Origin of the sequence: Paenibacillus sp. URB8-2, assembly GCF_013393385.1 — a bacterium.
Taxonomy (GTDB): Bacteria; Bacillota; Bacilli; order Paenibacillales; family Paenibacillaceae; genus Paenibacillus_AQ.
This window is the reverse complement of record NZ_AP023239.1, coordinates 283,081-305,916: the sequence shown is the minus strand read 5'-3', so window position 1 is coordinate 305,916 and position 22,836 is coordinate 283,081. Positions and strand designations below refer to the sequence as shown.

Here is a 22,836-nt window from a genome sequence, read left to right as displayed (position 1 = left end):
ATCAACACCTACTTCCACAAAAATGGAGGATATTCGTCCAGATCTCCCCGAATCGTCCGGGCTAGCAGCAGAGCTTGGGCATAGGGCACGAGCCCCCACGAAATTTTTTCGTTCAGATAAGGGTGGATGATTTTCTCCTGCTTTTTCTCCTGCCATGCCGTCAAGACTTGCTTTCGGGTGGCCTCATCCATGATCACCGCACCGTTTTCCTTCCTGTGGAAGCCCTTCGCATTAATAAGCTTCTTATTGATCAGAGAGATAACCAGCCGATCCGCATACACTCCCCGAAGTTCTTCCATCATGTCAAGAGCCAGAGAAGCCCGACCCGGACGGTCTCTGTGAAGGAATCCCACATAGGCATCCAGCCCAACCGCCTCCAAAGCCGCTTTCATATCATTGGACAGCAGAGTATACGTGAAGGACAACAAGGCATTGACATTATCTAGCGGCGGGCGTTTATTCCTTCCGCGAAAGAAGAACTCCTCTTTCTGCTGCAAGATCAAATCATCAAAAACCGAGTTGTATTGGACCGCCGCCGCTCCTTCCAGACCCCGCAAGATTTCCAAATCTTCCACATACCGTACCACCTGCATCGTTTCAGATAAGGAAGCCGTCACTTGCTTTATTCGTTTGACATCGATCCGGAGTGGATAATCCCTTGTCGCGCGCTCCAATATCCATTTGCTGTTGTATATCTTCCCCAGAATCATATTTCTGGCAGCAAGAGCGCTTCTTCTCTCGTTGTCCGAAATACGGTACTGCTCCTTGCGCAGCACTACATTTCCCCGGCTCTCTCCAACGACCCGCGCAAGAAACCGTCCATTTCGAGTCATAAAGGTTAAGGCAATATTGCGCTCAGCACACGATCCCATCAAAGCTGGGCTTGCACCTGCGTACCCGAAAGTACATACGCCCTCCAGATTGTGCAGCGGATAGCGTGCCAGAACGTTCTCTTCATTTTTTATGACAATATTTTCGCCGTCAAGCGATAAATACGTGTCCGGCGTGGTGACGAAGAGGGTATTCAACAGCTTTTTCATTCGTTCAACCTGCTCTCAATGAAACTGGAAACACTTCTTCTCTTCATCATTTCGGGCAAGCACACCAAATTCAGAGAACAACTTTGGCAGTGCGGCCCTACCTTGGCCTTGGGGGTATGATTCCTCTGAAAAAAGCGGTGCATCTCCTGTAAAACTTCCTTCACCCGCTCCCGATCCGAAGAGGTAACCGGAACTTCCACTCGATGCTTGATTTCATCATAAAAAAGAAAACCGAGCGTGAGATCGCAAGCCAGCATTTCTTCCAGGCACATAAGCTGGGCTATTAGCTGGGAACGGTCTGAATCGTCCCTCTTCGGCTTTCCGCGCTTGTACTCCACAGGATAAGGAAGGTATAGTCCTTCCTCTCCTGCAAGCGGGACTCCCTTGGGATCGCGGATAAATTCGACCACATCACAGATTCCCGTAATGCCAAGTTCCCTGGACTGCACCGGTAAAGCTCTAACGACCAACTTATCCCCTCTTTTTTCCCGAATAAGTGGTTGATCCGCAACTCTATGTACGTATGTGCCCTCCAGCGTGCGAACGTTCTCTTCCCATTGCTGCTCAATGTGGATAAGCGCCCATTGTCTGCGACAAAAGTTGTAATGCTGAATCCCTGAGAGCAGCAGAAAATCCTCCTCGTTATAGCCCGTCATACTCTTGGGCTTCCAGTCCTTCAAGCGGCTGAAGCGTATAGAGATAATCATCGAACGACTTGGCTTCGCCGACGCCTTCGTTCAGCTTAACGTTCAAAGAGCGATGCACTTTGGCCGAGGAATACTGTCCCAGCTTGGACTTATGCTCCCACCAGTAAACCTTATGAACTTCCATACTGCCGTCAGGACGCGCGGAGGAGGTATCGTTCTCGAATAGTGTGATCAGCGCCTGCCGGATCTTCTCCGCATCCTCATAGGTAAATCCGGTCTTTTCGGCCAGTTGGGTGTTGATACTTCCGTAGAATACGTAAACGCCAAAATCCACTCTGTGCTTCATGCCCATCGTATCAGAGCTTTTTTTGTTCGGGTCCTTTGGGGTTGTGGCGTTGACGCTTTTGGTGATCTGCATGCTGGAGATGTCGATCGGATCGACGCTTACCGCCGTATGAATCGAGACCGGACCGCGAACGCCAATGGATACCCCGCTGGATGCTTCCGCTCCGCTGAAAGCGAAGACTTGTCCGAAGCTGCGGACGTCTATCCATGCCTTGGAGGCCGCCTGGGCATAAAGATCGTTATTCGTTTTCTTGCCCTTGGCGAATTCCTGCACTTCCGCATTGGCATCCACGCGGTCTTTAATGCTGCGGTAAGCGTCATCCCGTCTTTCATCGGACTGCACAAGAAGCGATTCGCCCATATCCTGCAGACGGTTGCGGATTTTTCTCTTGAGGCAGACATCCGAAATTTCTCCATGCCCATCATAATTCTGGCGGGGACGGTTTCCATTCAGCGGGTCACCGTTCGGATTGGCGTTGCGGACGGACAACACGACGGCAAAATCAATTTTGTGATCAAGTGTGCTCATTATTCGTTCTCTCCCCCATCGGTAGTGTTATTGGCTTGCAAAGCGGCGGCTTCCTTGTCTTTCCTGCTTGTATACAAATCATTGCGCTGACTGTAAAATCCGAGCAGGTACAATCCGCCCAATGGCTTGTCCGTAAAATCTTCCGGCTTTAACCGAGCGCCTACCTCATCCAGCAAACTGTTATAATATCTTGCATCTGTTCCCATTCTCGCTTGATAAGGCTGCAGATTGGTTTGGATGACCGTCCAGGTCCGGCCCGGATGCTGGGCAAAAGCATTCATGTACCGTAAAGCATTCGTCGCCCGTTTCTCCTCCTTGCCGAGCGCCCTTCTCTCCAGCACGTCGGCGATGGCCAGCATCCTGCCAAACAAGTAATCGCGATTTGTATTTTCGACGTCCAGGCCCACTTCAAAGCCCTCCTTCTCATGAGTCTTGTTGATCAATGCGCAGGTAATGCTAAGGGTCTTCTCCCATTCCCAATCCTCCATCCCTGTCGGATTGGAAGCCCGGTGGACGGCGCTTCGCACAATATCCTGCGGAATCCTCCGTTCATCGACAATCGACGGAAGCATGCGTTCCATCAGATTCTTGACGATCTTGTCGCTTGCCCGCGGACCGTAGGCCGCGAAGGCAATATCCCGTGTAGCCGGGGCACCGACAAACGCAACAAACTGGTTATCTTTGTTTTTCCGGTAACGATGCAGCCAGGAACAGGTTTCATGCCAATGCTGCAAACGGTCCAGAAACAGCTCCTTGTTCAAATCGCGGTAATAGACAATGGACATCCGCCCCGGGGTGGCCGCATCAAGAACCATGATGATAACATCCGACTTATAATCGCTGTCATAACGATATCCTCCAATGGCGCGCCGAATCCGGTTGGCGAATTCCTTATGCGTGTTGTCTCCGCCGGTCAGTTCATCTTCCTCCTGATACAGGGTAAACGCATCGCCTAATGGGTCCGGCAGATCCAGTTCCTGAGTACCCCATACCAGAAACACCTTGCCGTCAATTGCAATACCCTGACGCTCAATCAGCCATTTCAGCGCGTTATGGGCTTTCTGCGACACTTCATAGCTGACCGCCGCCGCATCCCGGCTCGTGCGGAATCTCCCCCGGTAAGTGAACCCGCTTGAATCATTGGCTGAGATCAGCTTTGATTTGTCGGCGGAATTACGGATGCGGGACGCATGCTTATCCGCGTAGGGCAGATATTCACCGGTCACATAGCACAGCTCTTTCTCCGCCAAGTTCATCTCGTTAAAAGCAATAAAAGACTGCTGCACGGCAGGGTTGCGCCACAGGCGCGCTTCAGGCTCGCCGGGAATTTGAACGGAGAACCGGACAAAGGCCGCGCTCTGATCCGAGGCAATGACTTTGAATATCTCAGGCTTCTCCCCGTATTTTGTCTCCATCGCTGGAGTCCACTTATCAAGCAGCTTGCCTTCATCGTCAGTCCACAGCACTTTTTCCCGGATCAAATCGCTCATCAGCGTCCCTTTGGCAAGGTATGTGTAAACACTCTTCACCTTGGGATGAGCAGCATCCGACTCGCACCATGAGCGCAGCTGCCGCATATAATCCGCATATGGCGCTCCTTTCACTTCTCCGCAGTAGCGGGTAAAATCTCCGGCAACATAAACCAATTTATCAAAAAGGGCATGTGGAACCGGTGAGCTAGTCCGGCTTGACGAGGCCTCCGTACACGGAATAATGGTGTTGCTCTCGCTCTTATCTACTACTTTCGCCGAAACGAAGTTTCCGGTCTTATCCAAGTTCACTTCAATATGGGCACTCTGCGTAGTGTGCGAGACGGGGATCAGCGCGTATTCACGGTCATTTTTCTTCTTCTCAAACTGTCCAATGACGTGTGAATGATTCTCGTACGTCTTATGCAAGTTGGCCAGCCAGGTCATCGGCGCTCCTCCTCCCCGAACAATTCCGCATACAGGGTGTCCACAGACTGCATATTCGCCGTTGTGAACGATTTGGCTACTCCCTTCCCTGTCTTGCGTACCAATGTGCATTCCTCCGGACGGATAAACCGAATAATGCCATGCTCCATCTTGGCTCGCCATAGACGGGTTTCGAGATCGCTCTTACCCGTTTCATCCGGGTAATTGATGCCATGCATCATAAGGCCGAAATCAATCTCCGGGATATTGTCGTAGAAGCCCTCGCCTTCACCAAAAATACAAGGTTCGACATATCCCTGACATTCTCGGGTTCCGAGAAAAATATCTCTGCGTCCTCCCGCCTGAACTGAGCGTTTCGCAATGCTAAAATGCTTGTTTTCGTTACGGTCGTGAATCAGGTCTTCACGATGAGGGTTGAACTCAAAATGGGCTCTGACCTGATATTTGGGTGCCTTTAAGTTAAGATGAACAAAAAGGCCAGCTCACGTTTGCAGGACGTAGGTTAAAATGGAAGCGAGAACCCCCATTTCAGAGCTACAAGCAAAGGAGCTGGTTGGAATGAATTATACCACAAAATATGTAGGATTGGATGTATCGAAAGAAACAATAGCGGTGGCGGTAGCGGAAAGCGGCAGAGACGCCGCCCGCTATGTGGGAGCGATCAAGCACGAAGCTGGAGCGATCCGCAAACTGCTGAAACAACTGGGAAAAAAGGGAGATCTGGAGATTTGCTACGAGGCTGGACCGACAGGCTACGGACTGCACCGTTTGCTGACGAGCCTGGGTGTGCGTTGCATGGTGGTGGCGCCATCGCTCATCCCGGTACGGCGTGGAGATCAGGTCAAGACGGACCGACGGGATGCTTTGCGCCTTTCGGAGCTGCTTCGGGCCGGCGAACTGAGCGGGGTCTACGTGCCAAGCGCGGAAGACGAAGCGCTGCGGGACCTGGTGCGGGCGCGGGAAGACGCCCGGGAAGATCTGCACCGGGCGAAGCAGCGGCTGCTGAAGTTTCTGTTGCGGTACTCAATCACACCGCCGGCGGGAATTAAACGTAGATGGACGAAACGCTACCGGCTGTGGCTGGAAGGGCTGAAGCTGGAGCAGGAAGCGCAAGCGATAACGTTTCGGGAATATTTGCACGCCGTGAAAGAAGGAGAAGAGCGGCTGAAGAGGATCGAAACGGGACTTTTGGAGCAGGCCGCCCAGGGCGCGAACGGAGCGTTGGTCAAGGCGCTGCAAGGGTTGCGAGGGGTGGCATTCGTGACGGCGGTGTCGCTGGTGGCCGAAATCGGCAGTTTCCGGCGTTTTCGCAGCCCGATGCAACTGATGGCGTACCTGGGGCTGGTGCCGAGGGAGTATTCGTCAGGGCAGAGTGTGCGGCGGGGGAAACTGACAAAGACGGGGAACCGGCATGCGCGGCGTTTGCTGGTGGAAGCGGCGTGGAGCTACCGGCACAAGCCGGCGGTGCGGGGCGAAATCGCCAAGCGACAGGAAGAATTAAACCCGCAGATTCAGCTGATTTCATGGAAGGCCCAGGAACGGTTGCATACGAAATACCGGAAGCTGGTACAACGAGGTAAGGCGAAGAATCTGGCGGTGGCCGCAGTGGCGCGTGAATTATGCGGGTTTGTGTGGGCGGTGGCCTGCGAAGTGGAGAGCGCTGCGGCCCACTAGAGTCATCTCCCTCTGCAACAGGCAGAAGCAGAACGTCCGGGCTGGAAGGCTGGGCCCGGGACAAAAGAAAAGGTTGGAGAGAATCCGCGATACATTCTTGCACCCGGGATTCATCCCAGGACGTGCGTTCTAAGTTTGCGGAAGCTCTCCATACGAAGGCTTACCCTGTGGTATCCAACCCACGAATAGCAGTGTGCAAGCCGACGACTGCATTTTTGTCCCGTGCCGAGCCATTTAGCCCCTGTGTGTAACTGTGTGCTTGACAGATTTGTTCATAGCAGTATGTATAGTAGGCCAAAGTATTTCCGCCGCTGTACTCGATTGGGCGTATACCCTTCGATTCGGTTTGAATGGCGTTCATAACGCGAACTTCATCAATATACCAAATTATGGTAGGTTTCCAATAGATTGATTCTACGATACCTTTTAATGCCTGATGGGTGGGGACTTGGCAGCTGAACTTCTCGCCGCCGATTTTCGTAAGCGGGTCCGTGAACAAGGCGTAGTTCCCGTAGACTTCGAACTCAATTTGATTGCGCATTTTTCACTCTCCTTTCGTTCTATCCATTCTCATATCATCGCCATCGACCATTCGCCGTCTCCTTCTGCGTTTACTCCAAACCGTTCGGTATATGCCGTTTCACGCAGCGCCAGAACGTGACCATGCAGCAGCGGATATAGATCTCCGTTCTTCTCCAGTTTCTTCAGCTCTTGATCGTAGATATTCACTACATATTGCTGCGACTTTCGCAGCAGTTCTCCAAGTTCTCTGATATCCAGGTCACCGTTCAGCGCCAGAATCAGGTCCCTTGCCTCTTCGTTATAAGGCACGATAACGGAAGTGGCCGAATTGGAAATCACCTCGAAATAATGCTCGGCCGTAGCAAAAGACGCTCTGCTCAGCACCTCGGGATTTTTCCTATACCTGTTTTTGTAGGCACCAAAGTAATCCTTGTTAACGCCAAGCAAATCAAACATCTGCTTGTCCAGCTTCGGAATATAATAGTCCAGTTCCTCTTTAATGTGATCAAAGTAATATTCAAAATAGGTTTTCATTGCGGCAGGCGATAACAAATCGCGACCAAACTTTTCGGGTTCCCGCTTAAATTCACCCAGCAAACGCTCTGTTTTGTCCGCGCCAACGGATATTTCCGCCAGCGAGGTTAGCTTCTCATCAGCAGACCGGATGATATACACCTTGCGAATCGGATCTTTACCGTGACGGTTGCACCTGCCCGCTGCCTGAGCAATGGAATCCAGTCCCGCCAGGGAGCGGATTACGCACTCAAAGCTGATATTTACTCCGGCTTCAATCAGCTGTGTGCTGACGCAAACCGCCCGTTTCCCAGCTTCAAGTGCCGCTTTCACCTCCGCCAGCACATCTTTACGGTGAGCCGCGCACATATTAGTGCTTAAATGAAACAGCAATACCTCGCCGTCAATAAGCCATTCTGCCTGTTCCAATTGGAAGAACAATTTGCGAATCGCTGTTTTCGTATTCAGAATGACAAGCACGCTTCGTACATCCTGTAAATTTTGTCCGATAAAACCCGATATTTCTTCAGCTCCCCATCCCGCAGACGTCGTCCTATCCTCTATCTCCACCCGTTTGAAACTTCTGCCCACCTCATCCAGATTGCCAATCATCTCCGCTTGCTCCGGCAAGTGAAGTTTGTTCTTGACGAAATCAAGCGCGGGCTGTGTAGCGGTACAGAGCACAAGACTGGAATTACCCAGAACATGCAGGAAATTCAACGCAGCGTTGAACAAGGAGACGCATTTCACAGGTATGGATTGAACCTCGTCGAAGATAATAACGGCGTTCGCCAATTGATGCATTCTTCGAGCGTTGCGTGTTCCCTTGGCGTAGAAGGTATTCAGAAATTGCACCATAGTAGTAAAAATAATTGGCCGGTCCCAATTATCCCTAGCCAGTCTGAGCTTCTTACGGCGAATATCATAGGCTTCAGACTCATCGTCACGATCCTCGATAACATTGGAATGATGCTCCAGAATCATGTCGTCATCCTGAAGAATATCTCTAATATCTTGGGCATTCTGTTCGATAATCGTCGTATAAGGAACGATATAGATAATTCGCTCCTTGCCATAGGTTAGCGCATGCTTGAGTGCATAACGCAGGCTCGCGAGCGTCTTCCCTCCTCCGGTAGGAATGGATAAGGTATAGATGCCCGATGGACGCACAGCAAAATCTTCACATTGACGGGACATTCCGCGCCGCAGAAGATTGATTGGATGATCGGCATCCGCCGCCCCATCAAAGGAATGAATGGCGTTCATTAATTTCTCGTAGCTTCTGGCGAAGAACGGTTGACTGTCCCTGCCCCACTCTGTGGTTTCATCTTCTTCAAACTGCCGAGTGTTCGTCCGGTCGGCGTCAATCAGACAGCTGAATATGTATTTAATCATCAGGGAAGCAGTGATGGAAGGAAGTTTATGCTCATGAATAGCTTCCAGGACTTGCTTCATTTCCGCCTTGGCTTTGGCGAAGTAATGGTCGAACTCTTCTCCGGACCGCTGCTCGAAAAAAACGGAGACCGCTTGTTCATATTCCTCCATTCCATCTTTTTTTAGCGCTACCCGCTCAAGAAAAGGCGACTTGCAGTCGGGATCAAGAAAATCTCTCAAACTCTGATGATGCGAGATGATACAATTTCCGATCCATTCCGACGCCACCTTGTCTTCCACTTTTGCCGCACCCCAATGATATCGGCGGTAGAGCAGCCGCCCTCCTGCTGTAGAATGATCGACGGAACCTTTGCGCGGAGGAGCATCCGGATGAGCTGCCGCTTCTTGAATGTAATTTTTAAAAGCATTGGTATTTTTCCCAAGGTCGTGCAGCCATCCGGCCATTCCGGCCAGATGGCGGACGCCACCTTTTTCCCCGTAATACTCGCAACCGGAACGCACTTCCTCCAAATGCGCATTCACCGACTGAATTTCCCCATCCTTTTGACGGATATGAGCAATATATTCCATTGTTCCTCCTGTCCGCTTAGTCTGATGATCCAAACTAACAAGTGATTGAAGACTCATTTTATCTTTTTCGCCGACATGCGACACATTCCTTCCACCTTTATACAAATATTAAAGAAAAATATCCTTTTTTCCCAAATTGCGCGATTATGCGTCAAAGAAATATCAAGCCATATAAATTAAAAGCATGAGGAGAGCCATAAAAAAACATAAAAAAAGACCCGTCTTATCGACGGATCCAATCCTTTTTACGGATATTCAATATTAATTTCACCGGATTGTACCTTCCGTTTCCACTCCTGAAATACTTCATGTTCTGTTCTGGTCAACCTTTGAGACGAATGGGTAAGAAAACCAGTGGGATCAACGATGCGCTCCTGTTGTTTAACGCCGATTGAAACGCGAATAGGTCGTCCACCGGATCCCTGAACAGCCATCACTTTACGAGGCATGTGATCACATCCTTTCACTTATAGTATACACGAATCCAGTATTTCGTAACAGGACCGGCTATACCTACTTTGCGTCCGGTAAGCGAGTAAGCCTTATATCGATCCGCATAGTAATTTTCCAATCCCGTCTTCGGTTCGAGGGCTAAGAATCCATCTGCGCCTATATCAACGCTGCGCATACCCGCAAATGCAATAAGCAAGCGAGTGACATTGATAAACCTCCTGGGATCTTCACGATTATGGGTCGCAGATTCAATTAAGTGTATAAATACATGGTCAACAGCATCCCTCATTGATATGCCACCATGTATCATCTTAGTAGCCGAATCAACAAGCTTGTACACCTTCCGACCATCCTGCTTCCCATAAGTTAGTTCACGCCCCCAGGAAATCTTACGCTCCCACTTCATTTTGCCAACGTCTTTACGAGCTACTTCTATGAAAAAAGCCTTATGTAGATTGCCCTCTATATCCTCAAGGTACCAATCAGCAATGGAAATCACCCCTTTCAAATCTGGAATCATAGTGACGATATAATAAAATCGGCTTATAATTCTTTATTTTTTATTTTAACAAGATCCCCAGGATAATAATGCTAATCTAGTCATATATTGTAGACAAGCTGTTGCATCAACCGCAAATGCAAGTTAAAAAAGTCTTTCCCACTGCCTTACCGCCTTAGGGAAACCTAGGTTTTTAACACCAGTTTTTAATGGCGGAGAGAAAATCCCATACTCCCAACTCTCCATATTATAGTAAAATAATTTGGAATATCATGGGAGGTGCTATTTTTGAAGCATATTACAGTTAGAAAAGCGAAAACCGATGACGTTGCAGGACTTTCCGAATTGTTCGTTGACTTTATTGGCAAGGATTCTGATTTAACCGCAATGAAAAAACAGGGACTTCCCATTGCCTTAAAGGTTTCGGGAAATCCCTGTTCTGTTCGTCTGCGGATACTTTAAAACTGTATTACGCTTTGCCAATTGGCGCGGCTTCCGGCTTCTCAATCGTCACCGTCAGCCCGCCGTCCGACTCACTGACCTTCAGGACGGAGCCTTCGCCCGCCTCTCCGGAGATCAGCGCCCGGGCGACCCGGGTTTCCAGGCTGCGTTGGATGAACCGCTTCAGCGGCCGCGCGCCGTATACGGGATCGAAGCCTTCCTTCGCGATAAAGCGCACCGCATCGTCCGTGAGGACAAGGCCGACCTGCCGCTCGGCCAGGCGCGCCCGCAGGCCGTCCACCAGCTTGCCGACGATTTGGCGGATTTCGCCAAGCGACAACGGCTTGAACATCACGATATCGTCCACCCGGTTCAGGAACTCGGGGCGGAAATGGCCCCGCAGCTCGCGCATGACGCGCTCCTTGACCGCAGGCGTAAGGTCGCCGTTATCGTCGGTGCCCTGAATGAGATGAGGCGAGCCGATATTTGAAGTCATGATGATAATTGTATTCTTGAAATCGACGATCCGCCCTTGCGAATCGGTTAGGCGGCCGTCATCGAGCAGCTGCAGCAGGATGTTGAAGACGTCCGGATGGGCCTTCTCCACTTCATCCAGCAGGATAACCGTATAAGGTTGGCGCCGCACCGCTTCCGTAAGCTGGCCCCCCTCCTCGTAGCCGACATATCCCGGAGGCGCGCCGACCAGCCGGGACACGCTGTGCTTCTCCATGTACTCCGACATGTCGATACGGATCATGCCGTCCTCGCGGTCGAACAGCGCCGCCGCCAGCGCCTTCGCCAGCTCTGTCTTGCCAACGCCGGTCGGGCCAAGGAACAGGAACGAACCGATCGGCCGGTTCGGGTCCTTGATGCCCGCTCTCGCCCGCAGCACGGCGTCGGACACCAGCGACACCGCTTCGTCCTGGCCAACGACGCGCTGATGCAGCGTCTCTTCCAGGCGCAGCAGCTTGTCGCGTTCGCCCTCGACGAGCCGGCTGACCGGAACGCCGGTCCAGCGGGAAACGATGTCGGCAATTTCGTCCTCGGTCACCGCTTCGCGCAGCAGCCGGGAGTCGCCGTCCTGCTGCGCCGCTTCCTCCGCAGCCTTCACCTGCCGCTCAAGGTCGGGGATAATGCCGTAGCTCAGCTCAGCCGATTTGTTCAGATCGTACTCTTCCTGGGCGCGCTCCAGGTCCATTCGCGCCTGCTCCAATCTTTTCTTCAGCTCGCGGACGCCGGAAATGGCCGACTTCTCCTTCTCCCAACGGGCCGTCATTTCCAGGTGCTTCTCCTTGAGATCCGCCAGCTCCCGCTGGAGCGATTCCAGACGGCGACGACTGGCGTCGTCGGTTTCTTTTTTGAGCGCCGCTTCTTCGATTTCCATCTGCATCAGCCGCCGGGTCACTTCATCCATTTCGCCCGGCATGGAGTCAATCTCCGTGCGGATCATCGCGCAGGCCTCGTCGACTAGGTCGATCGCCTTGTCCGGCAGGAAGCGGTCGGTAATGTAGCGGTTGGACAATACGCCCGCGGCCACCAGCGCGCTGTCGTGGATTTTGACGCCGTGATGCACCTCGAAACGCTCTTTCAGGCCGCGCAGAATCGAAATCGTGTCCTCGACGTCCGGCTCGCTGACCAGCACCTGCTGGAACCGGCGTTCCAGCGCCGGGTCCTTCTCGATGTACTTGCGGTACTCATCGAGCGTCGTGGCGCCGATACAGTGCAGCTCGCCTCTGGCCAGCATCGGCTTCAGCATGTTGCCCGCATCCATTGCCCCTTCGGTCTTGCCCGCGCCGACAATCGTATGCAGCTCGTCGATGAACAGGATAATCCGGCCGTCGCTCTCCTTGATCTCCTTTAGAACGGCCTGAAGCCGCTCCTCGAACTCGCCGCGGTACTTCGCTCCGGCGACAAGCGCGCTCATGTCGAGGGAGAAAATCGTCTTGTCCTTCAGGCCCTCCGGCACGTCGCGGCGGACAATCCGGTGGGCCAGGCCTTCCACAATCGCCGTCTTGCCGACGCCCGGCTCGCCGATCAGCACCGGATTGTTCTTCGTCTTCCGGGAGAGAATCCGGATAACCCGGCGGATCTCGCCGTCGCGGCCGATGACGGGATCAACCTTGCCCGCGCGCACCTCGGCGACGAGGTCGCGGCCATATTTCTCCAGCACCTCGTATGTCGCTTCCGGCTCCCGGCTCGTCACCCGCTGGTGCCCGCGGATCTCCGCCAGCACCTGCAGCAGCTTCTCGCGCGTCACACCCTGGGCTTCAAAAATCCGGCGGATATCCGCATTCCCACCGCTGCCGGATACCATCGCCAGCACGGCATGCTCCACCGCCACAAATTCATCCTGCATGGCCGCCGCTTCCTTCTCGGCCTGTTCCAGCGTGGCGATCAGCGCGGGCGAAGCGTACCGCCGCACCGTTCCGGCGCCCGTGCCGCCGACAGAGGCCCTACGCCGCAGCAATTCATCCGTGCGGCACAGCAGGTCGTTCACGGGCACGTTCATTTTTTGCAGCAGCCGGGGCAGCAGCCCCTCATGCTGCTCAAGCAGCGCTTTGAGCAGATGCGGATTATCGATCTCCTGGTGACCTGCGCCCGAGGCCAATGACTGCGCGGAAGCGACCGCCTCCTGCAGCTTTTGCGTTAATTTATTGAAGTCCATTTCCGCTTCATTCCCTTCCTTATATGATCTCTTGCCTTAATCATTCAATCATTCGCTCCAGTTCTTACTTGTTCTGCCGCTTGTCCTCCTACCGCTCAACCGGCCGCGGCTCCGCGGCGCTTGTCTTCCGCGCCCCGCTTTTTGGCGCCCGCCTGAAAGCTTGAGGAATGCTCAAGCTGCCGGTACAGTTGCTTCTCAGCCTCGCTTACGTGTTCCGGCACAACCAGCTCGATGTCGAACAGGACATCTCCGTATGATCCGTTCTCCCGCTTCAGCCCCTTGCCTGGTATCCGCAGCGTCCTGCCGCTCCGGATGCCTGCCGGAATCTTCAGCTTGACCGCGCTTCCGTCCGGCAAGGATACTTTTACGGCGCCGCCAAGGACGGCTTGCCAGGGAGCAATTTGGAGGATTCCGCGAAGATCCCCGCCGCTCACTTCGTAAGTCTCATGAGCGCGGATGTTCAGGATAATCAGCATTTCATCTTCGCCCCGCCGTCCGCGATCTCCGCTTCCCGGCACGGAGATTACCGTTCCGTCACCCGACCTTGGCGGGATATTCACGGTCACCGTCCTCTCTCCGGCCTGCACGGTAACGGCGCCGCCTTTATACGCCTGTTCCAGCGTAATGTCGAGCCGCGCTTCCATCATGCCGCCCATACCGCCCATGACTCCGGCGAAACCGCCTGTTCCCGGACGTCTTCCGCCCGGGTTGAAATCGAATCCCGTCCGGTCGGCCGCTCCTCTGCTGCCGAAGAACATCTCAAACAGGTCGCCGTCCGGAATGTCCGCGCCGCCGAAAGAATAGCTTCCGCTCCATCCTTCGCCCGGAGCTCCCCAGGATGCGCTGCCGCCCGACGGTCCGCGCCCGAAGCCGTATTTCGCCGCTTCATTGTAGGCTTTGCGTTTCTCCTCGTTCCCAAGCGTTTCGTACGCCTCAGCTATTTTCTTGAATCGTTCCTCCGCCTCGGGCGCCTTGTTCACGTCGGGATGCCACTGCTTGGCTAGCTTCTGGTACGCCTTTTTAATGTCCTGCCTGGACGCGTCCTTGCTGACGCCAAGCACATCATAATATCCGGTTTCCGCCATCTGCGCGCCCCCTTTCTTTCCTATATTATTTATTTCCCCCTAATGCGGCCGCTGTAATCGAATTGATCCCCCAAACCCGCATATCTTCGAAAAAAAGCGCATTATAGCCAGAAAACGATCTACAATGCGCTCCTCATATCTATTAAATGACCAATTTCCGTCTTTTCATTGAAAGACATTAGCCTTATTGTTCGTCATCCCGGATTTCAATCCGTGTGCCCGCCGGTTTTTGCCGTTTCGGCACCTCCAGCGACAATACGCCATTCCTCAGCGAAGCGCGGATACCTTCTTCATTAATGTCCTGAACGTAAAATCTGCGGACATACTCTCCGTAACGGCGCTCCTTGCGAACGATCTGCCGGTCGTTGTTCTCCTCGGCGTTCTCTTCCTTGCGCACGGCCTTGATCGTCAAGTACGGCGCTGCGTAATCAATCACGAGTCCTCTTTGGCGAATCCCGGAAGCTCGGCTTCGATCTGATAGGCGTTCTCGCTCTCGCGGACGTCGGTACGGAAAGACAAAGTGAAACTCTTGAGCGGAGCGAAGAAGTCGTCCCCAAACATATCGCCGAAGGATTTGGCCAATTGGCCGAAGGCCTCTTCACGCCATTTTCCAAAAGGAACCAGATCAAACATCTTGCATTCTCCTCTCTTTTGACTTTGACTTTATTTGACCTTACATGTTTATTATAGCCCTCGCCCGCTCAAGTCTCAAAGCCGATTAAAGACGAAAAAACGCCGAATTCCGGCGTCTCCAGGCATTTTCAATGCAAAATTTTAGTGTTTTGATTAATTTGACCTTTTTTGACCTTTGCTGCAAAACTTATTTCTGTATTCCTCTTCCAGCAGGCTCATCGTAATGATGTCATGGTATTCATGATCATAGTACAGCGCTTCGCGGCGCACGCCCTCTTTCGTAAAACCGAGTCCCTCGTATACATGAAGCGCGCGTTTGTTGTACGAATATACTTCAAGCTCGATCCGGTGCAGATTCAGAATGCCAAAGCCGTATTCCAGCATTAGCAGCAGTGCTTCCCGTCCATAGCCGTTTCCCTGATGACGCTCCTCGCTCACGTCAATGCGAATATTTGCGTTCCGGTTCATCCGGTCGATGTCTTGAATCGCGATATCGCCGATCATCTCGTCATTTTCGTTCAGAGCGATCAGCAGCAGCACGGCGGAGGCATCGTTCGCTTTTTCCAGAACATAGCGTTCGATCTGCTCCTTGGTGTAGATCTTCTGCGTTCCCGTTAGTCTTCTCGTCTCGCTGCCGTCTAACTGATGATAGTACCACTCCGCGTCTTCCGCGTTAATCGGGCGCAAATAGACCCGTTCTCCCGTCAAAAACCTGGTTGCCGTGCGCATTATGTTCATCTCCCGTTTCCTTGATAATGCTATGGTATTTCATAACTGCATCCTTTAAAATGTACAAATTGGATAATTTTCAAAGGACAGATGGAGGAAAAAGACATGCTAATCTTCCCCAGCCTGAATGATCCCGGAAGGGGCCCCCTCTATATTCAGCTCTATGAATTCCTAAAGCGGGAGATTATGAACGGCAGCCTTCCCGGCGGCGCGCGGCTCCCCTCGATCCGGTCGGCCGCTGCCCAGCTTCATATCAGTGCCACGCCGGTCGAAACCGCCTATCAACAGCTCCTCGCCGAAGGCTTTCTTAACAGTAAGCCGAAGAGTGGCTATTATGTGCAAGCTATACATAGCTATGATTCAGCGGAACTGCGGAGGGCAGCGCCGCCATCCTATCGGGTTACAGCCCGGGATGAACGGGAGTATACCTATGATTTTCACCAATCCAAAAATGACTTTACCCTATTCCCGAATAAAATCTGGAGAAATCTGCTGCAGGAGCAGGTAGGGCGGGGAGATATTCTGCATTACGGCGATCCGCAGGGCGAACCCGCCCTGCGGGACAGCATCTCCTCTTATCTGCGCCAATTCCGGGGGCTTCGCTGCACTCCGGAACAAATTGTGATCGGCGGCGACCAGTATACGCTGTCCTCCCTGCTCGCCCTGATGCTTCGTGAGCACTCGGACAGTCTCGGGTTTGAGGACCCCGGATATCATCTGCTGCCTTCTACCTTTCAAAGACACGGATTTCGCACCGTGCCGCTGCCGCTGGACAAGGACGGCTTGAATGTGGAGCGCCTAATTGAGAGCGGAGCGCAAGTCCTCTATATCTCGCCTTCTCATCAATTCCCCTGCGGGATGACGATGCCGATAGCGCGGCGAATGCGGCTTCTGGAGTGGGCACTGAACAGCGGCGGCCTCCTGATCGAGGATGACTACGACGGAGAATTCCGCTATCACGGAAGGCCGGTTCCTTCCATTCAGGGACTGGCGGATCACAGCCCCGTCGTTTATATGGGCAGCTTCGCGCAGTCTGTGTCGCCCGCGCTCTGTCTTCATTATATGGTTCTGCCCGAATCTCTCCTTCCTGCCTATCACCGCCTGAAGAACGAACTGTATTTGGAGCACTCCGCTTCCAGGCTGAATCAAATGGCGCTGCATGAGTTTATGGAGCGGGGACATTTCGGCAGGCATCTGCGCCGGATGCGTCAGCTCTACGAGCGCAAGCACGACGCTGTCATTCGGTCGGTAAAACGCCATTTTGGAGAAACGGCGTCACTGTCCGGCAGGGACGCCGGCTTTCATCTGCTGCTTACCGTCAAAAGCGGTAGCGCGGAAGAGGAGCTTGCAGCGGCGGCAAGGGAGGCCGATGTCCGGATCGCGCCTATGAGCTACACCTGGTGGAACCAGCCGTCCTGGACGGAACCAACATTTATTCTTGGCTTCGGAGGAATACCGGAGGAGCGCATTGACGACGGAATCAAGGTGCTGAAAGAAGCGTGGCTGGATTAAATAAATCCGGTCACCCAGGGATCATTTCGAAAGACATTGCAGCCCGATTTATATATGAGTTGCATCCGTCCCCGAAATCTGCTAAGATTACTATATTGGAATTTTGACCTGAACTCACATATTGCAGAGGGTTATGATTTTAAGCGCATAACCTTGTGCAATATGTGATTTTTTATTTTTAAACGCAATTTAGAAATTTAAAGGTCATGTTCAACAAAACAAGGAGGTTTTCTACAATGGAAACAGGAACAGTTAAATGGTTTAACGCAGACAAAGGATTTGGCTTTATCGAGGTTGAAGGCGGCAGCGACGTATTCGTGCATTTCAGCGCAATCGTCAGCGAAGGCTTCAAGACTCTTGATGAAGGCCAACGCGTTGAGTTCAACATCGTTCAAGGCAACCGCGGTCCGCAAGCCGAGAACGTCGTTAAACTGTAAATCCGGAAAATACGCCCCGAACCTAGCGTTTGGGGCGTTTGTTTTTTATGACAATAACTCCGTGAGAGAAAGAAGGATGCTTCTTGTACTATTCACGAAAGAGACCTCTGGACAATATTCCGGAGGAACTCACGGCCATATGGTCCTGTACCAGTGAAAGCTGCAACGGTTGGATGAGAGACAACTTTGTTTTCTTGGTTCAGCCCACCTGTTCGATATGCCAGTCTCCGATGGAAAAAGGCGAGAAAATGCTCCCTGCGGTAGTTAATACAAGTCCCAATCAATCCAAACAATAAACTAGAGCACCACACAGGTGTACTTCAAGCTTCGGCCTTAGCCGAAGTTTATTTTGTTTGTTCTTCGAATTCCCGATTCGGTCCCACATTGACCATTAAGCCCCTGCCTCCGGCTGTCAATATCACTTCCATTTGAAACGGAGGGGGTTCTTCCGGTCGTCAGGCTGCACTGTTCGCCGCATTTTTTTGAGTCGACGGGATCCGGCGTTTCCACAAGTACAAAGTCAGCGCCGCATAAAAAACAGCTGCCACCAGACTCATATCCCCCGCGATAACCTTGGCGACTGCGACACTAAATCTGTTCAATACAGCACCCGCCACAAATAAAAGGTCGCATACGCCTCCCAGCCCCGCCAATCCGCGAACAGCTCCCTGAGTTCCGGCAGCGTCGGCTTCCGGTCCATCCCAAGCACGGCTTTGACGGCATTGTGCAGACCGACATCCCCGATGGGAAAAGACGAGGCGTCGCGCAGGCAGCGCATCCTTACATACTGGGCGGTCCAGGGGCCGATGCCCCGCACCGCCGTAAGCATCGCTTCGGCCTCCTCTGGCGAGCCAAGGGCCAGCAGTTCCTCCCGGCTCAGCGCGCCGCCGGCTAGAAGATCGGCGACGGCAAGAATCGTCCGCGCCTTGCTCCGGCTCAGCTGGAGGGCGCACAGCTCCTCCTCCTTCGCGCCAAGAAGCGACTCCGGCGGCGGAAACAGATGGTACCGGTGTCCGGCCCACAGCACGGACTCGCCGTATTGTTCCGCAATCCGCGCCTTCAGCTTGTACGCGAAGGCCAGGTTGACCTGCTGTCCAAGAATCGCCCAGCATAAGGCCTCGAACAAGTCGGGGATGCCGACAATGCGCAGGCCGCGAAAGCGTTCCGCCAGCGGACCAAGCAAGGGATCGCCCTCCGCCAGCTTATAGAACGGCCTAAGATCGCGGTCCAGGTCGAACCAGTCGCGGATATAACGCACCAGGTCTTCCAATCCCGCTTCCCCGGGCCGCTCCCCTTCCAGCAGCTCCACCCGCAGCCGCCCCGGCTCCGGCACCGTCAACCGGACCAGCAGCGCCGTTCCGTCCGCCTGAAGCAGGCGGGTCACTCCTTCACCGTCCGTCCTGTACAGACATTCCAGCGGCGAACGCGCCATATAGTCGAGGCAGGCTTTCCAATCGAACAGTTCCGGCAGCGGCAGCTCAAAAAGCAAATCGTTCATGTCCGGCCGCCGCCACATGGGCGATTCCCTCCAGTTCCAGCAGCTCCTGCTTGAGCCGAAGCCCTCCGGCATAGCCGGTCAGGGTGCCGTTCGCCCCGATGACCCGGTGGCATGGCAGAAACACAGGCAGCGGGTTGCGGCCGTTGGCCGCGCCCACGGCGCGCATCGCCCCCGGCCGGCCGATCCTCCCCGCCAGTTCCCCGTACGTGATGACCGCGCCATACGGGATATCGCCCAGAGCCGTCCAAACCTGCCGCTGAAACGCCGTTCCCCGAAGATCGAGCGGCAGCTCCCGGAAGCCGGGACGAAGCCCGGCAAAGTAGTCCTCCAGCAGGCGAACCGCACCCCATTCCTCAAAGGGCCGTTTATCGTCTGCTACGCCGCTGCCCGGAGCGTAGCGGTCCAGCCAGGCTTTTGCCGTCTGCTCCGTATCATGCTGAAAGGACAGGCGGCACAGGCCGTCCGCGCCTCCCCAAAGCGTCCATGTCCGGCCCCCAAAGTTAAGGGTGTGCCGGTATATTGTATTCTGGCTCATCCGCCGTTCCTCCTTGAAATCGTTCTCTGTATTCCGTGGGCGAAGCGCCCGTGTTCCGGTGAAACCAGGCGGCAAAATGGGAAGCGCCGCGAAAGCCGACCGATCTGCCGATTTCGGACACAGGCATCCGGCTGTGGCGCAGAAGCCCGCAGGCCTGGTCCAGCCGCACCTGGTCCAGCTTGGCAGCCGGAGTAAGGCCGGTCACTTCCTTGTATACGCGGTGAAGATGAGAGGCGCTGACCTTGAGCCGCTCGGCCAAGCTGTTCAGCGTCAGCCGCTCCCCGTACTCAGCGGTGATCACGGCATCGGCCTGAGCCGCCAGAACGGCATCCGGGCGCAGCGGCCCGCCCTCTTCGGGACGGCATCTTTTGCAGGGCCTGAAGCCTGCCTGAATGGCAGCCGTAAGCGTCGGATAGAACGTGACATTGTCCGGCTTGGGCGTTCTGGCCCGGCAGGATGGCCGGCATACAATGCCGGTAGTCCTTACCCCGGTATAATAAATCCCGTCATACCGGGCGTCACGCGAAGCGACGGCCCGGTACACAAGGTCGAATAGTGCCTGATCCATGATGCATCCCTCCACTCCGCCATTATAACGCATTGCGCCGCGCCTTGGCAGGACGGCCGAACAAGACGGCAAGAATACGACAGTTCGACGATTCCCGAGACTCTATAATCTTCGCATGGTAGAGCTTACATCCGCCGAACTGTGATAAAAATCGCATTTTTCATAAAATTGAACAGGATTATTATTCCAACCGTCGAACTCGTATTAAAGAAAATAGAGTCAGACCTACATTAGGGGGCGTTGGAAATGCAAAAATTCCCATATTCAGAAATACAATTACAGAGACAAACAGGCGATTTGATTCTATTCACGGGCTGTCCGAAGCCGAATGCAGCCATCATGGCGTCCACCTAACCGGACGAAAAATGAAGGATATCATAAAAGCATTATCCGAAGCCTCTAAAATCCGCATTAGCCGGACTGGACGGCTCGCGATCGGACTGATCGTTCTCCTTCTCCTTTTCTGCAGTCAAATGGCGGAATCGGCCCGCCTGGAAGTGTCCCCGGATACCGTCAGCCTCCGGACGAATACGGATCTTCAGGACGATCTGAAAATATATGAGGACAAGGACAGCCGGCTCACGATAGAGGATGTGGCTAATCCGGAAATGGATTCGTTGTTCGTTCCGTACAAGACCAGCGGGCTCGGCGGTTCGATTAAGGGTTCCACGTATTGGGTCAAATTGAACTTGTACAACACCTCTTCGAAAGCGAGGGAGCTTCTGCTTGAATTGAGCAAACCGCAGCTCAGCCGGGTGACTCTGTACCAGTTTGACGATGAGCGCCAGTTTTTGCGGCAAACCCGTTCAGGAAGAAGTCTGCCTTTTAACGAACGGGCCATTGACCATCGAAATTTTATTTTCAACCTTTCGTTTCCCGCCGAATCCGGACAGCGCCTGTATTTTCAAATTCAGACCGACAGTTACCTCCAGCTTCCGATAAAGCTATGGGAGACGCGGAGCTTTCTGGAAAGAGAACTTCACGAAAACCTCCTGTTCGGCATATATTACGGGATTATGTTCGTGATGGCGATATACAACAGCTTTCTTTACGTGTCGATCAGAGACAGGGCTTATCTGTACTATGTGCTCTTTATCGTTTCTTTTGCCGTCATGCAGGCAGTTTGGGACGGATATGCCTACCAATATTTATGGCCGGGGCATCCCGCCTGGGAGCTGAAATCGAACCCCATCTTTATTGTGCTAACCTGCCTGTTCGCTTGTCTGTTCTCGCAAAGCTTTCTGTCGGTTCCGAAACATTCGCCGAGAATGGGCAGGATTTTGTCGGTATTTATCGCCGGACTGGTCCTGACGCTTCCGCTGATGACGTTCATGACGCCGAGCGCATGCACCAAACTGGCCGTCTACCTTGCATCCGCCAGCATTCTGCTCTGCGTGTTCACGATTGCGTCCTTACGGTTTCGGATCAGATCCGTTTTGTTTTACATGCTTGCATGGATGGTGCTGCTGGCCAGCTCGCTACTGAACATTATGGCCGCTTACAAGCTGGTTCCCTTGAACTTTCTGTCGGTGTATTCTATGCGGTTCGGCTCGGTAGCTGAGACCATCTTGCTGTCACTGGCGCTGGCCGACAGGTTTAGCCGCATCAGACAGGAGAAGCTGCTTGAAGAGAAGCAGGGCACCCTGCTGAAGAATCTGCACGATACGACCAAAAAGTTGACCTCCACCTACGATGTGGATAAGCTCCTTCATTACACCTTGGACTGCTTGTCCAAAATTACAGGCTGCGAGAGCGGGTTTATTCTATTAAGAACCGAGGAAGGGTACGGACTTAAAGCGTCGGTTGGCGCCGGGCCGGGGGACGAGCTGCGTTATAGGGAGCTTGAAACGGAGCCCTTCTTCCAAAGCTTGCTCCAGAAAAAAAGGGTGGCGGTCCACGAAGGCAGCAGCGACATTCCCTACGGGGTAGACCCTGGCACGGCGACCTGTATCGAAATCCCGATTCTCTACCACGATCGTTTGCTCGGTCTGGTCGTGCTGTACAGCTGTTTCCCCAGAACCTTTACTGAAAGCGAAAGGGATATTTTGTGTGATTTTGCAGGACAGGTCGGCATCTCCATTGAAAATGCCCGGCTGTTCTCCGAGATCAACCGAATGGCGACAACCGACGGCCTGACCGGGGTGTATAACCGAACCTATTTTCTCAAACTGGCCAATAGGCAATTGTCTCAATCCTGGAGCATGGATAAGCCCTTATCGCTCATCATGGTCGATATCGACTATTTTAAGAGCATCAATGACCGGTGCGGGCATCTTGCCGGCGACAAGGTCATTCAGGAAACGGCGAGACGGCTTACCGAATTGGCGCAGCCCCGCGGGATTATCGGCCGTTTCGGCGGAGAAGAATTTATGATCCTGCTTCCTGGAATCGCGGCCGACCGGGCTTACCGCCTGGCGGAAGTCATGCGAAAGAGCATCTCCGCCTCTTCTGTCCCGCTCGAGCATTCGGACAGCATCAGGTACACCATCAGTTTGGGCGTCGCGGAGGCCTCACCGGACACAAGCGGCATTACGATGCTCATCGACCAGGCGGATCAAGCGCTGTACAAAGCCAAGAAGAACGGGCGGAACTGCGTCAAGGAATTTGAAACTACCGGACACTTCGCCTAG

Annotated in this window: 22 protein-coding genes and 2 pseudogenes; 6 read left to right on the top strand and 18 right to left on the bottom strand. The window is 53.5% G+C overall.

What is annotated here, in order from left to right:
- Window positions 1-8: 8 nt before the first annotated feature.
- The 5 genes and pseudogenes from cas1c to cas5c (PUR_RS01465) all read right to left on the bottom strand — a co-directional run.
- Window positions 9-1,040, bottom strand: coding sequence for a type I-C CRISPR-associated endonuclease Cas1c (cas1c, locus tag PUR_RS01485; RefSeq protein WP_179033715.1), 1,032 nt, complete (start codon window positions 1,038-1,040; stop codon window positions 9-11).
- Window positions 1,037-1,696 (bottom strand): CRISPR-associated protein Cas4, encoded by a 660-nt coding sequence (gene cas4, locus PUR_RS01480; protein ID WP_179033714.1) that lies wholly within the window; start codon window positions 1,694-1,696, stop codon window positions 1,037-1,039. The genes cas1c and cas4 overlap by 4 nt, the downstream gene beginning before the upstream one ends.
- On the bottom strand, window positions 1,683-2,561 hold the full coding sequence (cas7c, locus tag PUR_RS01475) for a type I-C CRISPR-associated protein Cas7/Csd2 (protein WP_179033713.1): 879 nt from the start codon (window positions 2,559-2,561) through the stop codon (window positions 1,683-1,685). Before cas7c ends, cas4 begins: the two co-directional genes overlap by 14 nt.
- Window positions 2,561-4,477 (bottom strand): type I-C CRISPR-associated protein Cas8c/Csd1, encoded by a 1,917-nt coding sequence (cas8c, locus tag PUR_RS01470; protein ID WP_179033712.1) that lies wholly within the window; start codon window positions 4,475-4,477, stop codon window positions 2,561-2,563. The genes cas7c and cas8c overlap by 1 nt, the downstream gene beginning before the upstream one ends.
- Window positions 4,474-4,935: pseudogene (cas5c, locus tag PUR_RS01465) on the bottom strand (type I-C CRISPR-associated protein Cas5c); the annotation flags it as partial. The pseudogene cas5c (PUR_RS01465) and the gene cas8c, both read right to left, overlap by 4 nt.
- Window positions 4,936-5,035: 100 nt before the next feature.
- Between cas5c (PUR_RS01465) and PUR_RS01460 the strand changes: the two are divergent.
- The gene (locus tag PUR_RS01460; RefSeq protein ID WP_179033711.1) at window positions 5,036-6,151 is read left to right on the top strand and encodes an IS110 family RNA-guided transposase; all 1,116 of its coding nucleotides are present in this window, start codon (window positions 5,036-5,038) and stop codon (window positions 6,149-6,151) included.
- 280 nt (window positions 6,152-6,431) lie between these two features.
- Here the strand turns inward: PUR_RS01460 and cas5c (PUR_RS01455) are convergent.
- The 4 genes and pseudogenes from cas5c (PUR_RS01455) to PUR_RS01440 all read right to left on the bottom strand — a co-directional run.
- Window positions 6,432-6,692, bottom strand: a pseudogene (gene cas5c, locus PUR_RS01455) (type I-C CRISPR-associated protein Cas5c); the annotation flags it as partial.
- Window positions 6,693-6,721: 29 nt separating this feature from the next.
- Window positions 6,722-9,151, bottom strand: coding sequence for a CRISPR-associated helicase Cas3' (gene cas3 / locus PUR_RS01450; protein ID WP_179033710.1), 2,430 nt, complete (start codon window positions 9,149-9,151; stop codon window positions 6,722-6,724).
- 245 nt (window positions 9,152-9,396) lie between these two features.
- Window positions 9,397-9,600: a hypothetical protein gene (locus tag PUR_RS01445; RefSeq protein ID WP_179033709.1), complete on the bottom strand. Its 204-nt coding sequence runs from the start codon at window positions 9,598-9,600 to the stop codon at window positions 9,397-9,399.
- 14 nt (window positions 9,601-9,614) lie between these two features.
- Window positions 9,615-10,112 (bottom strand): hypothetical protein, encoded by a 498-nt coding sequence (locus PUR_RS01440; RefSeq protein WP_232101669.1) that lies wholly within the window; start codon window positions 10,110-10,112, stop codon window positions 9,615-9,617.
- Between the two features lie 279 nt (window positions 10,113-10,391).
- Here PUR_RS01440 and PUR_RS01435 point away from each other — a divergent pair, with 279 nt between their 5' ends.
- Window positions 10,392-10,565 carry a hypothetical protein gene (locus PUR_RS01435; RefSeq protein WP_179033707.1) on the top strand — a complete coding sequence of 58 codons (174 nt, stop codon included), beginning with the start codon at window positions 10,392-10,394 and terminating at the stop codon, window positions 10,563-10,565.
- Window positions 10,566-10,572: 7 nt separating this feature from the next.
- On the opposite strand, the gene clpB is transcribed toward PUR_RS01435, so the two are convergent.
- The 5 genes from clpB to PUR_RS01415 all read right to left on the bottom strand — a co-directional run bounded on the left by clpB (window position 10,573) and on the right by PUR_RS01415 (window position 15,665).
- On the bottom strand, window positions 10,573-13,209 hold the full coding sequence (clpB, locus tag PUR_RS01430; RefSeq protein ID WP_179033706.1) for an ATP-dependent chaperone ClpB: 2,637 nt from the start codon (window positions 13,207-13,209) through the stop codon (window positions 10,573-10,575).
- 95 nt (window positions 13,210-13,304) lie between these two features.
- Entirely contained in the window at window positions 13,305-14,294 is a 990-nt protein-coding gene (locus PUR_RS01425; RefSeq protein WP_179033705.1) for a DnaJ C-terminal domain-containing protein, read from the bottom strand.
- Between the two features lie 184 nt (window positions 14,295-14,478).
- Entirely contained in the window at window positions 14,479-14,730 is a 252-nt protein-coding gene (locus PUR_RS26365; protein ID WP_332107930.1) for an Hsp20 family protein, read from the bottom strand.
- Window positions 14,727-14,927, bottom strand: a complete 201-nt coding sequence (locus PUR_RS26360; protein WP_332107929.1) for an alpha-crystallin domain-containing protein — start codon at window positions 14,925-14,927, stop codon at window positions 14,727-14,729. Before PUR_RS26360 ends, PUR_RS26365 begins: the two co-directional genes overlap by 4 nt.
- A 153-nt stretch (window positions 14,928-15,080) precedes the next feature.
- Window positions 15,081-15,665, bottom strand: coding sequence for a GNAT family N-acetyltransferase (locus PUR_RS01415; RefSeq protein ID WP_179033704.1), 585 nt, complete (start codon window positions 15,663-15,665; stop codon window positions 15,081-15,083).
- Window positions 15,666-15,761: 96 nt separating this feature from the next.
- Here PUR_RS01415 and pdxR point away from each other — a divergent pair, with 96 nt between their 5' ends.
- The 3 genes from pdxR (at window position 15,762) to PUR_RS01400 (ending at window position 17,901) form a co-directional block, all read left to right on the top strand.
- Window positions 15,762-17,168 (top strand): MocR-like pyridoxine biosynthesis transcription factor PdxR, encoded by a 1,407-nt coding sequence (gene pdxR / locus PUR_RS01410; RefSeq protein ID WP_179033703.1) that lies wholly within the window; start codon window positions 15,762-15,764, stop codon window positions 17,166-17,168.
- Between the two features lie 236 nt (window positions 17,169-17,404).
- Window positions 17,405-17,605, top strand: a complete 201-nt coding sequence (locus PUR_RS01405; RefSeq protein WP_025332779.1) for a cold-shock protein — start codon at window positions 17,405-17,407, stop codon at window positions 17,603-17,605.
- Between the two features lie 83 nt (window positions 17,606-17,688).
- Window positions 17,689-17,901: a cold-shock protein gene (locus PUR_RS01400; RefSeq protein WP_124696166.1), complete on the top strand. Its 213-nt coding sequence runs from the start codon at window positions 17,689-17,691 to the stop codon at window positions 17,899-17,901.
- Window positions 17,902-18,060: 159 nt separating this feature from the next.
- Here the strand turns inward: PUR_RS01400 and PUR_RS01395 are convergent, their stop codons facing one another.
- The 4 genes from PUR_RS01395 to PUR_RS01380 are packed head-to-tail and all read right to left on the bottom strand — an operon-like array spanning window position 18,061 to window position 20,206.
- Entirely contained in the window at window positions 18,061-18,207 is a 147-nt protein-coding gene (locus tag PUR_RS01395; RefSeq protein ID WP_179033702.1) for a hypothetical protein, read from the bottom strand.
- On the bottom strand, window positions 18,204-19,103 hold the full coding sequence (locus PUR_RS01390; protein WP_179033701.1) for a DNA-3-methyladenine glycosylase family protein: 900 nt from the start codon (window positions 19,101-19,103) through the stop codon (window positions 18,204-18,206). The genes PUR_RS01395 and PUR_RS01390 overlap by 4 nt, the downstream gene beginning before the upstream one ends.
- Window positions 19,084-19,638, bottom strand: coding sequence for a methylated-DNA--[protein]-cysteine S-methyltransferase (locus PUR_RS01385; RefSeq protein ID WP_179033700.1), 555 nt, complete (start codon window positions 19,636-19,638; stop codon window positions 19,084-19,086). Before PUR_RS01385 ends, PUR_RS01390 begins: the two co-directional genes overlap by 20 nt.
- Window positions 19,604-20,206: a bifunctional transcriptional activator/DNA repair enzyme AdaA gene (locus tag PUR_RS01380; RefSeq protein WP_179033699.1), complete on the bottom strand. Its 603-nt coding sequence runs from the start codon at window positions 20,204-20,206 to the stop codon at window positions 19,604-19,606. The genes PUR_RS01385 and PUR_RS01380 overlap by 35 nt, the downstream gene beginning before the upstream one ends.
- Before the next feature lie 365 nt (window positions 20,207-20,571).
- Here PUR_RS01380 and PUR_RS01375 point away from each other — a divergent pair, with 365 nt between their 5' ends.
- Window positions 20,572-22,836 (top strand): 7TM diverse intracellular signaling domain-containing protein, encoded by a 2,265-nt coding sequence (locus PUR_RS01375; RefSeq protein WP_179033698.1) that lies wholly within the window; start codon window positions 20,572-20,574, stop codon window positions 22,834-22,836.

Bases quoted from the DNA above. Each gene is read 5' to 3' on its own strand.
- PUR_RS01445 (WP_179033709.1), bottom strand. From the start codon at position 9,600: ATGCCTCGTAAAGTGATGGCTGTTCAGGGATCCGGTGGACGACCTATT.
- PUR_RS01375 (WP_179033698.1), top strand. From the start codon at position 20,572: ATGAAGGATATCATAAAAGCATTATCCGAAGCCTCTAAAATCCGCATT.
- PUR_RS26360 (WP_332107929.1), bottom strand. From the start codon at position 14,927: ATGTTTGATCTGGTTCCTTTTGGAAAATGGCGTGAAGAGGCCTTCGGC.
- pdxR (WP_179033703.1), top strand. From the start codon at position 15,762: ATGCTAATCTTCCCCAGCCTGAATGATCCCGGAAGGGGCCCCCTCTAT.
- PUR_RS01380 (WP_179033699.1), bottom strand. From the start codon at position 20,206: ATGGATCAGGCACTATTCGACCTTGTGTACCGGGCCGTCGCTTCGCGT.
- cas8c (WP_179033712.1), bottom strand. From the start codon at position 4,477: ATGACCTGGCTGGCCAACTTGCATAAGACGTACGAGAATCATTCACAC.
- cas7c (WP_179033713.1), bottom strand. From the start codon at position 2,561: ATGAGCACACTTGATCACAAAATTGATTTTGCCGTCGTGTTGTCCGTC.
- cas1c (WP_179033715.1), bottom strand. From the start codon at position 1,040: ATGAAAAAGCTGTTGAATACCCTCTTCGTCACCACGCCGGACACGTAT.
- PUR_RS01425 (WP_179033705.1), bottom strand. From the start codon at position 14,294: ATGGCGGAAACCGGATATTATGATGTGCTTGGCGTCAGCAAGGACGCG.
- PUR_RS01405 (WP_025332779.1), top strand. From the start codon at position 17,405: ATGGAAACAGGAACAGTTAAATGGTTTAACGCAGACAAAGGATTTGGC.
- PUR_RS01415 (WP_179033704.1), bottom strand. From the start codon at position 15,665: ATGAACATAATGCGCACGGCAACCAGGTTTTTGACGGGAGAACGGGTC.
- cas4 (WP_179033714.1), bottom strand. From the start codon at position 1,696: ATGACGGGCTATAACGAGGAGGATTTTCTGCTGCTCTCAGGGATTCAG.
- PUR_RS01385 (WP_179033700.1), bottom strand. From the start codon at position 19,638: ATGAGCCAGAATACAATATACCGGCACACCCTTAACTTTGGGGGCCGG.
- cas3 (WP_179033710.1), bottom strand. From the start codon at position 9,151: ATGGAATATATTGCTCATATCCGTCAAAAGGATGGGGAAATTCAGTCG.
- PUR_RS01390 (WP_179033701.1), bottom strand. From the start codon at position 19,103: ATGAACGATTTGCTTTTTGAGCTGCCGCTGCCGGAACTGTTCGATTGG.
- PUR_RS01460 (WP_179033711.1), top strand. From the start codon at position 5,036: ATGAATTATACCACAAAATATGTAGGATTGGATGTATCGAAAGAAACA.
- clpB (WP_179033706.1), bottom strand. From the start codon at position 13,209: ATGGACTTCAATAAATTAACGCAAAAGCTGCAGGAGGCGGTCGCTTCC.